Annotated in this window: 17 protein-coding genes and 1 tRNA gene; 13 read left to right on the top strand and 5 right to left on the bottom strand. The window is 48.4% G+C overall.

All coding sequences use genetic code 11. The features are described 5' to 3' along the window. Positions 1-45 precede the first annotated feature (45 nt). Positions 46-1,035, top strand: a complete 990-nt coding sequence (thiL, locus tag BZJ21_RS03150; RefSeq protein ID WP_077669106.1) for a thiamine-phosphate kinase — start codon at positions 46-48, stop codon at positions 1,033-1,035. Then, on the top strand, positions 1,022-1,516 hold the full coding sequence (locus BZJ21_RS03155; protein ID WP_077669107.1) for a phosphatidylglycerophosphatase A: 495 nt from the start codon (positions 1,022-1,024) through the stop codon (positions 1,514-1,516). Before thiL ends, BZJ21_RS03155 begins: the two co-directional genes overlap by 14 nt. Positions 1,517-1,550: 34 nt before the next feature. Here BZJ21_RS03155 and BZJ21_RS03160 read toward each other — a convergent pair. Continuing rightward, a tRNA-Arg gene (locus BZJ21_RS03160) sits at positions 1,551-1,626 on the bottom strand. 50 nt (positions 1,627-1,676) lie between these two features. Further along, the gene (locus BZJ21_RS03165; protein WP_021023025.1) at positions 1,677-2,810 is read right to left on the bottom strand and encodes a flagella assembly protein FlgT; all 1,134 of its coding nucleotides are present in this window, start codon (positions 2,808-2,810) and stop codon (positions 1,677-1,679) included. A 211-nt stretch (positions 2,811-3,021) separates the two neighbouring features. Here BZJ21_RS03165 and BZJ21_RS03170 point away from each other — a divergent pair, with 211 nt between their 5' ends. Together BZJ21_RS03170 and BZJ21_RS03175 are read left to right on the top strand one after the other, a co-directional pair. Then, positions 3,022-3,657, top strand: coding sequence for a FlgO family outer membrane protein (locus BZJ21_RS03170; protein WP_021023026.1), 636 nt, complete (start codon positions 3,022-3,024; stop codon positions 3,655-3,657). A gap of 24 nt (positions 3,658-3,681) precedes the next feature. Further along, on the top strand, positions 3,682-4,116 hold the full coding sequence (locus BZJ21_RS03175) for an LPP20 family lipoprotein (RefSeq protein ID WP_021023027.1): 435 nt from the start codon (positions 3,682-3,684) through the stop codon (positions 4,114-4,116). 121 nt (positions 4,117-4,237) lie between these two features. On the opposite strand, the gene BZJ21_RS03180 is transcribed toward BZJ21_RS03175, so the two are convergent. The 3 genes from BZJ21_RS03180 to flgA all read right to left on the bottom strand — a co-directional run bounded on the left by BZJ21_RS03180 (position 4,238) and on the right by flgA (position 5,792). After that, the gene (locus tag BZJ21_RS03180) at positions 4,238-4,672 is read right to left on the bottom strand and encodes a flagella synthesis protein FlgN (RefSeq protein WP_077460290.1); all 435 of its coding nucleotides are present in this window, start codon (positions 4,670-4,672) and stop codon (positions 4,238-4,240) included. A gap of 15 nt (positions 4,673-4,687) precedes the next feature. After that, positions 4,688-5,011, bottom strand: coding sequence for a flagellar biosynthesis anti-sigma factor FlgM (gene flgM, locus BZJ21_RS03185; protein ID WP_021023029.1), 324 nt, complete (start codon positions 5,009-5,011; stop codon positions 4,688-4,690). Between the two features lie 88 nt (positions 5,012-5,099). Next, complete coding sequence (flgA, locus tag BZJ21_RS03190; protein ID WP_077460291.1) at positions 5,100-5,792, bottom strand: flagellar basal body P-ring formation chaperone FlgA; 693 nt, start codon at positions 5,790-5,792, stop codon at positions 5,100-5,102. 123 nt (positions 5,793-5,915) lie between these two features. On the opposite strand from flgA, the gene BZJ21_RS03195 reads away from it, so the two are divergent. The 9 genes from BZJ21_RS03195 (at position 5,916) to BZJ21_RS03235 (ending at position 13,340) form a co-directional block, all read left to right on the top strand. Next, positions 5,916-6,839, top strand: a complete 924-nt coding sequence (locus BZJ21_RS03195) for a chemotaxis protein CheV (RefSeq protein ID WP_077460292.1) — start codon at positions 5,916-5,918, stop codon at positions 6,837-6,839. A gap of 26 nt (positions 6,840-6,865) precedes the next feature. Beyond that, positions 6,866-7,693: a CheR family methyltransferase gene (locus tag BZJ21_RS03200; RefSeq protein ID WP_021023032.1), complete on the top strand. Its 828-nt coding sequence runs from the start codon at positions 6,866-6,868 to the stop codon at positions 7,691-7,693. Positions 7,694-7,879: 186 nt separating this feature from the next. After that, a complete protein-coding gene (gene flgB, locus BZJ21_RS03205; RefSeq protein WP_021023033.1) occupies positions 7,880-8,275 on the top strand; it encodes a flagellar basal body rod protein FlgB in 396 nt (131 codons plus the stop codon). Positions 8,276-8,278: 3 nt separating this feature from the next. Continuing rightward, a complete protein-coding gene (flgC, locus tag BZJ21_RS03210) occupies positions 8,279-8,692 on the top strand; it encodes a flagellar basal body rod protein FlgC (RefSeq protein WP_021023034.1) in 414 nt (137 codons plus the stop codon). A gap of 14 nt (positions 8,693-8,706) precedes the next feature. Further along, positions 8,707-9,450, top strand: coding sequence for a flagellar hook assembly protein FlgD (gene flgD / locus BZJ21_RS03215; RefSeq protein WP_077460294.1), 744 nt, complete (start codon positions 8,707-8,709; stop codon positions 9,448-9,450). A 24-nt stretch (positions 9,451-9,474) separates the two neighbouring features. Next, positions 9,475-10,788 carry a flagellar hook protein FlgE gene (gene flgE, locus BZJ21_RS03220; RefSeq protein WP_077460295.1) on the top strand — a complete coding sequence of 438 codons (1,314 nt, stop codon included), beginning with the start codon at positions 9,475-9,477 and terminating at the stop codon, positions 10,786-10,788. Between the two features lie 169 nt (positions 10,789-10,957). After that, positions 10,958-11,707 carry a flagellar basal body rod protein FlgF gene (locus BZJ21_RS03225; RefSeq protein ID WP_077669108.1) on the top strand — a complete coding sequence of 250 codons (750 nt, stop codon included), beginning with the start codon at positions 10,958-10,960 and terminating at the stop codon, positions 11,705-11,707. A gap of 22 nt (positions 11,708-11,729) precedes the next feature. Next, complete coding sequence (flgG, locus tag BZJ21_RS03230; protein WP_021023038.1) at positions 11,730-12,518, top strand: flagellar basal-body rod protein FlgG; 789 nt, start codon at positions 11,730-11,732, stop codon at positions 12,516-12,518. 24 nt (positions 12,519-12,542) lie between these two features. After that, the gene (locus BZJ21_RS03235) at positions 12,543-13,340 is read left to right on the top strand and encodes a flagellar basal body L-ring protein FlgH (RefSeq protein WP_394329753.1); all 798 of its coding nucleotides are present in this window, start codon (positions 12,543-12,545) and stop codon (positions 13,338-13,340) included. Positions 13,341-13,349: the final 9 nt, after the last annotated feature.

Raw genomic sequence — 13,349 nt, forward strand, 5'->3', positions numbered from 1 at the left:
AGCCATGCTGGCCTTTTTATTGATCTAATCCGATAAATAGTTTTTATGACGCGCAACGAATTTGATTTGATTCGCGATTATTTCGCACGTCAACCGGTTAACCGTCGAGATGTCGCCCTAGGCATTGGCGATGATTGTGCGATCACTGAGGTGCCAGACGGCTGCCAACTCGTGGTCACCACAGATACGTTAGTCGAGGGCACGCATTTTCTTCCTTCCGCCAAGGCATCCGACGTTGCTCACAAAGCCTTAGCCTCTAACTTAAGTGATCTTGCCGCAATGGGTGCGATGCCAGCTTGGTGCTCGCTCGCTCTAACCTTGCCCGATTCTGATGAAGCCTGGGTGGCCGGTTTTTGTCAGGGGTTTTCTGCTTTGGCTGAACACTTTCAGGTTCAGTTAATCGGGGGCGATACCACGCGAGGTCCAAGAAGCATTACCATGACGTTGCATGGCCATGTGCCTAAAGGGCAGGCACTGACGCGTTCAGGCGCCAAACCTGGCGACTGGATCTATGTAACGGGATCGCTAGGTGAAAGCCAGGCAGGGCTTGCTTATGTGCTTGGCAAACCCATCGTTGATGAGGCGCGTGCTAATCGCTTGATTAACCATCATTATCGCGCTCAACCGCGCGTAGCTGCCGGGCAGGCACTGCGGGGCATTGCTTCGGCTGCTATCGATATCTCTGATGGTTTGTATGCAGATTTAACCCATATTCTCCAAGCCAGTGATGTCGGGGCGCAAATTGAGGTCACACGGCTACCGATTTCTGAACGTTTACTCGCAGAGGTTGATAGCGAAACAGCCGCACAAAAAATGGCCCTGATGAGTGGCGAGGAATATGAACTTTGCTTTACTGTCCCAGAAATGCATCGTGGCACACTTGATACAGCATTAAAACACAGTGGCACTAAGGTACAGCGTATTGGCCAAATTAATGGCCACCGTGCGCTTGAGTTAGTTTCACAAGGTCAGCCACTTGATTGGACGCTGACAGGTTGGGATCATTTTAAGGAGTCAAATTGTGACGGATCCTAAACACCGTTTATCGTTGTCTAATCCTATCCACTTATTGGCGCTCGGGTTTGGCGGTGGCTTATCGCCGATAATGCCCGGCACAGTCGGTACGTTAGTTGCGATTCCGTTTTATTGGGCGCTGGTCACTTTTGGTGGGGTTGTTGGGCTTTGGATCGCCATTATTGTTGGCGGCATCGCAGGGATTGCCATCTGTGGGCGTGCGTCTAAAGACATGCAAGTCCATGATCATGGTGCGATTGTTTGGGATGAGTTTGTCGGCTTCTGGTTGACGATGGCGCTTGTCCCCACAACAGATTGGAAAACGGTATTGGCTGGCTTTATTTTATTCCGCCTTTTCGATATGGCAAAGCCTTGGCCAATCAGCTGGTTAGACAAACATGTTCATGGTGGTATCGGCATCATGGTGGATGATATTCTCGCCGGGGTGATGGCGATGCTAAGCTTGTGGCTCTTAACGACCTACATGCCTACGCTTTTTTAGCATGACTCATTCAGTATTAATCATGCATTAAGGATGGCGCTCCCACAGGGACTCGAACCCCGATCGATCGCTTAGGAGGCGACTGCTCTATCCTGTTGAGCTATGAGAGCGTGCGGCCATTATACGTAAAAACAGGCGCGATTTAAGCGCCTGTTTTCATTTAGTTAAGCCCTTTGGTCACTATATCGCCAATTTGAATGCTGCCGGTTAAGGTTTGAGGCTGAATCACAGCTTCTGCACTACTCTCATACACGCGAGCCACGGTCAGGGTGATACCGCTTTTGCGGCGCTGGGTGCGTACAATCCCTAAATCATCAGTGAAAGAAGCGACATGCCATAGGTTTAATTGATCACCTTGCTGCACACCATTCACACGGCCTACATTAATTTGCGCAATATTGTCTTTTAATGACACTATTTTAGGCTTACTGGCACGGCAAGCCAGTGAAGACTCGAGATCCAACAAAATATTTCGGCTCATCCGGCGCGCCATCTGCCCATAGGGTGATTGCCAAAACCGTGCCGTTTGCGTATCGACTTGGCTGTGTCGCTCAAACGGCCATTGCGCGATATCACGATAGCGGCGTTGGAAGATCACTTCCCCGCTCTCACTGTCCATCGCTTGTACATTGACCGCTAATTGTCGATTATTTTTAGCTTTACCGAAGCCACTATCATCCGTGGTGGCAGATAAGTCGGTGATCGCACCTGTCACAACAAACTGCGCGTCTTTGTCTTCCGCCAGCATGGTAATCGCGTTTGGCATATTGGGTGATACATCAACATTGGCGATCCCGCGTCCCACAAAACTTTGTGCATGCTGTTTAACTTCACGGCTCAACAGAACTGAAAAGTCATCACCGAATTGATAGATCCCACCTAACGCTGCCTGCTGTGGCGACATAATGGGGAAACGGGTTAACACTATGCCTTTTTTATACTGGGTTTTGTGGCAAGCGTTTGCCGAGGGGTAGATATCTAGCCGCAGGTTAACCACATAATTGCCACCTTGCGTGCCTTCCTCCAGCACTTGTACCTCGCGCACCGCGTTACCGCTAAATAGATAGTCAGGTTTTACTTGTGTATAAAAACGTTTGAGCTGCTGAAGGCTCCCCACATCGGCACCCGCAAAGCGAATGGCGTCAAAAGTTGCCGCTTCGAGTGCGCGCACGCGCGCCGCTTGCTGGCTTTCGAGTATCGGGGAACTGGCGGATACCTCATACCAGGCAGCGTGCGTGAACGGAGTGACAACAAAGCTAACAACCAGTGTTAGCCGCGCCAAAAGGGTTTTCATAGTCAAGATCTCACTTAGTGGGTACGGAAATTGCTTTAACTTCATTAACGCGTAGGGTAACGGCCTACCAATAAGATGACGCAAAGACGCTGATGCAAGTTGTGTTCCTAAATGAGAATGAGCAATCTAGGGTAAAGGTTTGACGACATTGACCGATACACTAGATAACACACTTGTCTCACATCGATGACTGAGCGCGGAGCATGATACGATGAAAAAGTGGATAGTGGCGATAGTAGCGCTATTGGTAACGGGCTGTGCTTATACGCCTATTTATAACGGTAAAGAGCCGTATTCAGGCAGTGAGTTTTTTCTTAAGCAGCGGCCACGCCACACACTCGACTATTTTTTAAATAGCATGGCGGATGAACTTTTAGCGACCAACGCTTATTTGACGGCACGCACACCGCTGGCCGTGACTTCGTTTGTCGATCTGCAAAATATGGGCGAAACAAACTGGTTAGGAAACACTGTCACTGAAGGGTTGATTTACCAGATGCAAAGCCGTGGTTTTACGGTGGTAGACTTTAAGTCAACGGGCGCTATTCGGGTCACAGAAGAAGGTGATTTCACGATCAGCCGTGACTGGAAGGAGCTCGATCCTGAGCAGCAAATCGACTATGTATTAACAGGCACCATGCTGCGTCAAGGCGGTGGGGTGCTCGTCAATGCGCGTGTCATCGGTATGGAGTCGCGTGTGGTTGTCGCCTCAGCGCAAGGGTTTTTACCCGCGGACCGGATTGGCCGTGATATCGATAGCTTGTACAAGGTGCGTAAACGTGATGGTGTGATCATTCGCGACGATCAAAACCGCATGAAACGTGAAACCGTCGTACTAAAGCCTTAGTACAGGAAAGAGTAAGGTAGATAAATGTTTAAAAGACATGGATTACTTTTCGCCGCATTATTGATGCTCTCTGCATGTCAGCCTCTTACCAGAATGAAAGAAGAGAGTATTATTTCGGCGGTTGGCATGGCCTCGATCAGCGCCCAACAAGGTGCGACCCAAGAAGACAAAGAAACACGGGCGATGCGCGCGTCTAAAGTGGACGCCTACAAAGAGTTGAGCGAGCAAGTTTATGGATTGCGGATAAGCAGCCGTGCGAGCGTTAACGATCAAAGTTTAGGTCGTGACAGCACACAAGGCGCCGTCGATGGCATTATTCGCGGCGCCGAAGTGGTGGCGAGTTACAAAGTTGGTGATAGTTACGTCACAGAGCTCGAACTGAACCTAGATACAATGCAAAAAATGAAACGCTATGGTGAGTCACAGCAGGTGCCAACCAACAACTCTATTATCTTCTAATGGCGTTGTCTGATTTTTCAATAATATGTGCGTGAACCACGACAATAAGGCGGGCCAAGTGCTCGCTTTTTTAGTTGGCTGAGGCTTAGAGAGGGGGCGAGGGGAAGATAGACAACGCTTTTTAGGCTTTGATGTTAGTGCCGAGTGTTTTTCTCCCTGATGCATTGCCGTCCTGGTTGTAAGTCAGCTCTGATTTGCCACCGCTTTCTTGGAACAAGTTGCGCAGACGATGAATGCTTAAGCTGGCTCGTTGCAATGCAACGCCGTTGGTTTCGTTTTGCTGTTTACAGGTGGACAAACACGTTTGGATCGCGCTGATGTGCTCACGCATGGTTTCGTCATGATGGAGTGAATCACGTTCAGAGTGACGACTGATTTGCGCATCATTTCGCTGGATTTCATTGATTAACGCCTGTTTTTCTTTCGCGATGGCTTCGATATCATCCGATACACGGCTCGCGATGATACTGGCTTCTTGTTCAAGGAGCGTTTGCAGCGCTTGAACACACTCACGCTGTTGCTCGACAAGCGTCATTAAAGGCGCAGTAGGACTCATAACCACTCCGTCAGCTTAGCTTTCGTTTAGATCATTCTCAAAGCGCATCATGTTGGCAGCCAGCTTGTCAGCATCCACTCTATACGAACCGTTAGCAATCGCTTGCTTGATTTGCTCAACCTTCGCACTATCAAAGTGGGGCTCGGCGGCCATTTCTTGATTCATTTTGTCGATCTTCTGGCTTTGTTGGCTTAATGAAACAGCATCGTCTTGAGATTTCACTCCCTGCTGTTCACGGACCGCGCCGCCTTGTGTCTCTTGTGTTTTGGTCTGGTTACTGGTGTTTCGTGTGGTGGTCAGCGCTTGCTGGTTACCACGTAGTTGATCAATACTCGCCATAACATTGCCTTACTGTCAGTCGCTTTTGAGTCCGTCGCTCAGCATATCGGCACATTTTGCAGTTACTTTAGCATTGAGACGTAAAAAGTCAGAAATTAACCGTTACTTCGCCGACCGCTGAGATTGTAGCATCGACGAGACGTTTAGATTTGTTGTTCTTGACTTTTATTTGCTCACCTAGCGCTCCATCACTTAATGCCGTGCCTTTTGCAACAATATTGAGTCCGTTTCCTTGTGCAGTGATTAAAACGTCATCATTTCGACACACCGCACAGACATCACTACTGCTGATCGGTTCGCCCATGCCCACCGTCCGTTTGACTTTGGAACCAATCAAGCGGGCGGGCTGAGTATAGGTTCTACCGCGTTGAAACCGACTATTTACCATTTGAATGGCAAGATCATTTGAAGCAATAGTCATGCCACGATTAAGAGGCCGCTTCGCCACGACCGAGGGTGTCATCAGCTCAATCTTGACCGGAATGTACACTTGCCAGTTGTCTTGATCACAAGACACCATCACAGTAACCGACGTATTAAGCTGCTGTCGTCCAGGCACATCGGTATCCAAAGGAACAGGGCAGTCTGTTAAACGCATGCGAGAATCCAGATTACCTGCTGTAATATCGATTTTGCCGTTTTTGGGCACAGAAATAATGTCTGCAACATGTTTTTCTGCTGCATCTTGTACCGCTTCAATTTGACTTACTGTTGCAGCGGCTATACTTAGGCTAAAGCTTGCGAGCAAAGTGACGCTAAATAAGCGTAATATCTTGGACATAGTTCCAAACCATCGGTAGCGGACAAAGAAGAAATTTCCCTTCTTTCTCGAGAGTCATGTGATTACCCACTATGATTACCATGCTACTCTACAAAAAAAATGGGGCAATATGGAGTTTATCTTATGACAGGTGGTGTTCTTGATTCGGTCAACCAACGTACGCAGTTGGTGGGGCAGAACCGCTTAGAGTTGTTGACTTTCCGCCTGATGAGAAACCAACGCTTTGGCATTAATGTCTTTAAAGTCAAAGAGGTCTTGCAGTGTCCGCGATTGACGGCGATGGCGAATTTGCATCCTCTTGTCAAAGGCGTGGCCCATATTCGAGGTCAAACGATCTCTGTCATTGATATGAGCCTTGCAACGGGTGGGCCAGCTATTCCCGATCCTGAAAATCGATTTGTGATCATTTCAGAGTTTAACCGATCCATGCAAGGATTTTTGGTGGGTTCTGTTGAGCGCATTGTTAATATGAATTGGGAAAAAATACTGCCCCCGCCACAGGGAACGGGCCGCTCGCATTATCTGACAGCCGTCACTGAAATCGATAATGAGCTAGTTGAAGTGCTTGATGTCGAAAAAATCCTCAACGAAATCGCCCCAGTGAATGAGGAAATCAGTGAAGAAGTCTTGTCAAAACGTGAAGAGCGAGAGGAAAGCGCGCCTAGTCAAGTTTTGGTAGCGGATGATTCCAGTGTCGCGCGTCGACAAGTGAAACGTGCTGTAGAAAGTGTCGGCTATGACGTTATCCTCGTGCAAGATGGCAAAGAAGCGCTCGATAAGCTGAAAGAAATGGCTGCAGAGGGGAGTATCTATAGCCAGTTGGCCTTGGTGATATCCGATATCGAAATGCCTGAAATGGATGGGTACACGCTCACAACTGAGATTAGAAAAGATTCGAGTCTTAAAGATCTTCATGTAGTATTGCACTCATCACTAAGTGGGGTTTTTAACGAGGCGATGGTTCAGCGCGTCGGAGCCAACTCGTTTATCGCTAAGTTCGATCCAGATGAGCTGGGATCTACCGTCCTTGAAGCGGTTAAGTCGTAAAGTAACCAGAGCGATTGAGTGAATTAATGACAAATGTAGCAATCAGTGATCAAGAATATCGGGACTTCTGTAAGCACCTCGAGTCCAAGTGTGGGATCGTACTCGGAGACAGTAAACAGTATCTGGTGCGTAGCCGCCTGAGCCCACTTGTGAATAAATTTGGCTTGGCGTCACTGTCGGAGCTGGTCAAGTCGGTCATCACTGGACGAAATCGTGAATTAGCTGTCGCGGCCATTGATGCGATGACGACCAACGAGACGTTATGGTTTCGTGATACCTATCCGTATGAAGTCTTGGCACATCGTTTACTTCCAGAGCTGGCGAAAGCACGTAAACCAATCAAAATTTGGTCGTCAGCCAGTTCATCGGGGCAAGAGCCTTATTCGATTGCCATGACGGTCGCAGAAACACAGCAGCGAAAACCTGGGATGCTGAGCAGTGTCAGTATTACCGCGACAGATATTTCCACGTCGATGTTAGAGGCGTGTCGGCAGGGCATCTACGACAACTTAGCGTTGGGCCGCGGTTTATCTCCAGAGCGTCGCCGCACTTTTTTTGAAGATGTGGGTGACGGCAAAATGCGGATCAAAGACAATATCAAGCGAATGGTGACTTTCCGTCCGCAAAACCTGATGGAAAGCTACAGTTTGCTGGGCAAGTTCGACATTATTTTCTGTCGTAATGTCTTGATTTACTTTTCTCCGGATATGAAAGCCAAGGTGCTTAATCAAATGGCAGGGGCGCTCAACCCCGGTGGGTATCTTATTCTCGGGGCGTCGGAGTCACTCACTGGTTTAACCGATAAGTTTGAGATGATCCGTTGTAATCCAGGCATCATCTACAAGTTAAAATAGTATTTTAAAAAGCGGCATAGTGTTTGCCGCTTTTTTGTTTAACACCTGCCTCCTCGCTGCATTATGTCGAAGTATGAGTGCTTCGAACCCGCGTCCTACCTAGTGTTCACTTTAAAAAACAGTGCTAAATCGAAACTTGGCACTTTGTTTGCTTTATTCTATTCAGTAAGAATTCGGAGGTTGTCCATGGCGATTACATTTGACAATGCATTGGGTGTGCACCAGCACACCGTTGGCGTAAGAGGAAAGCGGGCAGAGACCTTGTCTAGCAATATCGCTAATGCCAACACGCCAGGCTACAAAGCGCAAGATATTGACTTTCAACGCGCGCTCAAGGCGGCAAGCTCCGAGGCAAGTATTGGCCTAAGTCGCACAAATGAGCGGCACATCGCTGCCTCTAGCCGGGTGACCGGAGAGAAAAAGTACCGTGTCCCATCACAGCCGGATACGGGCGATGGTAATACGGTTGATGCGCAGCTAGAAAAGAATTTGTTCATGCAGAACGCACTGGAATACCAGGCCTCACTCGATTTTCTTGGCTCTAAGTTCAAGAATATGAAGAAGGCATTGAATGGGAAATAATCGATGAGTTTGTTTAATATTTTTAACGTGTCGGGATCGGCCATGAGCGCCGAATCAGTACGATTGAACACCACATCAAGCAACCTGGCCAATGCCAATTCGGTGAGTAGCTCTGCTGAAGAGACATACCGAGCACGGCATCCGATTTTCTCTGCGGAGCTTAATCGCTTTAAGCAGCAGGGCGAAAGTGTGCCGGTCAACATTGATGGTATTGTCGAGAGCCAGAAACCATTACGCGCGGAATATAACCCCAACCATCCGATGTCGAATGACGAGGGGTATATTTTTAAACCGAACGTGAATGTGATGGAAGAGATGGCGAACATGATTTCTGCGTCGCGATCTTACCAAACCAATGTTCAGGTGGCCGATGCGAGTAAACAAATGCTGATGCGTACGCTTCAGATGGGTCAGTAATGTAGGAGGCGAAGATGGCCGGAATTGACGGTACAGGTTCAAGTAACGGACTGTCCTACATTGACCAGCTAAAGGCGCAGCAAGAGAAAAAACTGCAAGAGAAGCAAGACTCGACCACGGGTAAGCAAGCACTCGAACAGGAAGACTTTCTCAAATTGCTCACCAAGCAGCTGTCACAGCAGGATCCGTCCAAACCTGTCGATAACGACAAGATGATCTCGCAGATGGCGTCGTTTGCCACGGTAGAGGGCATCGGCAAAATGAACAAGCAGTTTGATACGTTCAATGAGTCGATTACGTCCAACCAGGCATTACAAGCGTCATCGTTAGTAGGGCGTGACGTGCTAGTTCCCGGCTCCACCGGTGTGAAAGGTGAAACGGGCGGTGTCGCGGGCATGGTGAAGCTGCCTCAAGCGCTAGATAATGTCAGTGTTCGAATTGAGAACGAACAAGGACAACTATTGAGAACGTTCAGTATGGGTGCCAAACCACCAGGTGATCATCGCGTCGAATGGGATGGGATGGATGACAACGGCAATCCTATGCCGGAGGGCACTTACAAGCTCAAGGTGAGTGGCATGGTTGATGGACAGACACAAGAATTTGATGTGTCCACCTATGCCAATGTGAACAGTGTTTTGCTGGGGAATGGTGGTGGCAATGTGATGTTAAATATTGCTGGCTTTTCCTCACCGATGAAACTGGCTGAAGTGCTAGAGGTCGGTAATGCCGACGTCGGTAATGTGACGAAAGGCTGACCGATTTATTAGGAGTGAAAAGCAATGGGTTTTAATATTGCGTTAAGTGGCCTTGGTGCGGCCCAGAAAGACATGAACACCACCAGTAACAACATTTCTAATGCCAATACCTATGGCTTTAAGGAATCTCGCGCAGAGTTTGGTGATGTGTATTCGACGTCGATCTTCTCAAACTCGAAGACTACCAACGGCACAGGTGTTCAAACATCGACCGTGGCGCAGCAATTCCACGAAGGCTCGAGTATTTATACCAATAATCCGCTCGATTTGCGGATTAGCGGCAATGGTTTCTTCGGTGTGTCAAATGACAAGCTGCAAAACAATGATTACCATTTAACCCGCAACGGTGCTTTCCACCTTGATAAAAATAACGACATTATCAATTCCGAAGGTCAGTACTTGCTCGGTTACAATGTCGATCCTGATACCCAGCAGGTCTCTTCTTATGAGCCTCAGTCTCTTAATGTACCGGATCAGTTTGGTCAGCCTCGTGCGTCACAAAATGTTGATATTGGTTTGAACTTACCAGCTGGCGGTGCGCAAAAAGATCCGACCCAGTTTAATTTTGAAGACCCTGAAACCTACAACAAGCAAACCTCTGCAACGGTTTATGATTCGCTTGGTCAGCCGTATAAGTTGTCGACGTATTATGTGAAAGGTAACGATCCGGCCAATCCCAATAGCTGGTCTGTGTATTACACCATGACGGATCCTGAAGGTGAAAAGCCGGTGAATATCCAAGGTGGCAATTCAACCAATGCCACTGGACAGGTTGGTCACACCATCGACTTTAACTCAGATGGTTCAGTGAACAATATTAATGGCGGTAATCCGATCGTGACCGATGCCTTGGGCCCAACAGGCGCTGGATTAGAGATGAACGGTGCCAACGGTGATCAGCAGCTCACGCTCAACTTTGATAACCCGACTCAGTATGCCGCGCCGTTTGAGATGCGCAAATTTTCTGATGATGGGGCGACGACAGGCTATTTGACCAAGGTCGATATTGATCCGAAAGGGACCATTATGGCGACCTACAGTAATGGTGAAAACATCGCATTAGGCCGGGTTGGCATGGTGCGTGTTGCCAACCAGCAAGGCTTAGCACAGGTGGGTAACACCCAGTGGGATATCACCCAAGACTCGGGCGATCCCATTTTTGGTGAGGCGATGCAAGGCGCATTTGGTCAAGTGAAAAGCGGGACCATTGAGCAATCTAATATCGATATGACTCAAGAGCTGGTCGATTTGATCACCGCGCAACGTAATTTCCAAGCGAACTCGCGAGCGCTGGAAGTGAGTAACCAGATGCAACAGAATATCTTGCAAATCCGTTAAGCTCGCTTTTATTGCCGCCTGCCTATCAGGCGGCAAGTCCTCGCCTTCGTTTACTGCTTTTATCTCCCCTTTCTTGATTTTCTCTTTCTATCTTTCTGAAAAACATACATTTAATTAATGGCACGCTCCTTGCTTTGTTACCTACAGAACGATTGTGGAGGCAACCAATATGGATCGCGCGTTATACCTCGCCATGAGTGGCGCTAAGCAAGATATGCAGGCAATGCAGTTGCGCGCCAACAACCTAGCCAATGTCAGTACCACGGGATTCCGAGCTGATCTTGAGCAGTCACGCTCTATGCAAGCTTACGGTGAGGGGTTACCAAGCCGAGTTTTTAATATGACTGAGCGACCTGGTTATAGCTTCGAGCAAGGCTCCACCATCACAACCGGCCGCAATCTTGATGTGGCCGTTCAAGGTGAAGGCTGGATGTCGGTATTAGACAGCCAAGGCCAAGAAGGCTACACCCGTGCCGGTCACTTGAAAGTGGATCAAACTGGGTTACTTCAGAACAGTAACGGCAATCTCATTTTGGGTGAAAATGGCGGGCCGATCTTTATTCCTTTGCCGGCGGCAAGAATTGAAGTCGGAAAAGAGGGGGGCGTCTCGGTATTGCCCCAGGGGGCGCCGCCTGATGCTATGGAAATGGTGGATAGAATTAAACTCGTTCGCCCAGATAACCAAGACCTTTTCAAAGACAAGAATGGGGTGTTTAAGCCCAAAGAACCTGGCACCGTATTTCCAGCGGATGCAGGTGTGACGTTACAAACGGGAGCTTTAGAGGGCAGTAACGTTAACGCAGTGGGTGAAATGACGGGGCTGATTGACTTGCAACGTCACTTTGAAATGCAAGTGAAGTTAATGAAAACCACAGAAAAAATGGACGAGTCGTCTTCATCGTTATTGCGGCTTGGCTAAGGTTTATTAAGAGGAAGTAATTATGCATCCAGCATTATGGGTCAGCAAAACCGGACTTGATGCGCAGCAAACTAATATTTCGACGATTTCGAATAACCTAGCCAACGCATCGACGGTCGGTTTTAAAAAGTCACGCGCGGTATTTGAAGATCTTTTTTATCAAAACATTAATCAACCGGGCGGCCAATCATCTCAGAACACAGAGCTGCCGAGTGGTTTGATGTTGGGGGCAGGGTCAAAGGTCGTTGCCACTCAGCGTGTCCATACCAATGGTAATGTACAAACAACAGACAATGCGCTCGACATGATGATCGAAGGCGATGGCTTTTTCCAAGTGTTGCTCCCTGACGGCAACATGGGTTACCAGCGCAATGGTCAGTTCACCCTCAACGATGAGGGGACTATCGTTACCTCAGGGTCGGGCTATACACTGGAGCCTGAAATCACGATACCGGATGATGCTGTACAGGTGACCGTCGGCACGGATGGCGAAGTCTCTGTCCGTTTGCGCGGTCAGCAAGAAAACCAAGTCTTGGGTCAAATCACGACGGTGGATTTTATTAACCCAGGTGGTTTGGAGCCGGTTGGTCAGAATATCTACCTACCCACAGGCGCCAGTGGTGATCCGCAAGAAGGCGTACCAGGCCTGAATGGGTTTGGCGAAGTAAAACAATCGATGCTCGAAACTTCAAACGTCAATGTGACCGAAGAACTGGTCAATATGATCGAAGCCCAACGTGTTTATGAGATGAACTCTAAAGTTATCTCATCCGTTGACCAGATGCTCAGTTACGTAAATCAACAGTTATAAGCATGGTGAAGGTATAAGGGGGCAATGATGACGGTGCAACGTGGATTAATATCGGGCCTTTTCTTTGCCACGCTCCTAGGGATGGGCGGTTGTTCATTGCCGGGGCAGCAAGATACAGGCAGTGATCTTGACCAAGCCACCTCGACCACGGATGCGGTTGAAGGCGATACAACACCGGAAGGTGAGGGCTTGATTGGTTTGTTACGTCAACGTGAAGATCCCAAAGCTGACGATCCGTCTTGGTCTCCGATTCGCCCGCAACAGCCTCCGCAGCACTATACAACGGCGACAGGATCTTTGTTTAATACCAGCCAACAGCGTGATTTATATAATGGATCAAAACCCAGTGGACTTGGGGATATCGTGACGGTCATGCTTGAGGAAAACACTCAGGCTCAAAAAAGTGCGAGCTCCGATTTGGCCAAGTCAAACGACTTGAGCATGGATCCTCTGTCCTTAGGAGGGGAAGAAATCACCATTGGCGAGCGCACCTTGTCGTATGAAGTGAGCAATGATAATTCATCAACGGGTTCTTCATCGGCAGATCAAAGTAATAGTCTGCAAGGCTCTATTTCGGTACAAGTGATTAATGTGTTGGCCAATGGCAACTTAATGGTGCGCGGCGAAAAATGGTTAACGCTGAACTCAGGCGATGAATACATTCGCTTGAGCGGTACCATTCGACCCGCCGATATTGGTCCGGATAACACCATTGCTTCAACCCGTATATCCAATGCCAGAATTCAATATTCCGGTACCGGCGAGCGACAAGATACCCAAGAACAAGGCTGGTTGGCACGATTCTTTAATGTCACCTTGTAGCCCTATATT

Source organism: Salinivibrio costicola subsp. alcaliphilus (genome assembly GCF_001996185.1).
GTDB classification, from domain to species: domain Bacteria; phylum Pseudomonadota; class Gammaproteobacteria; order Enterobacterales; family Vibrionaceae; genus Salinivibrio; species Salinivibrio costicola.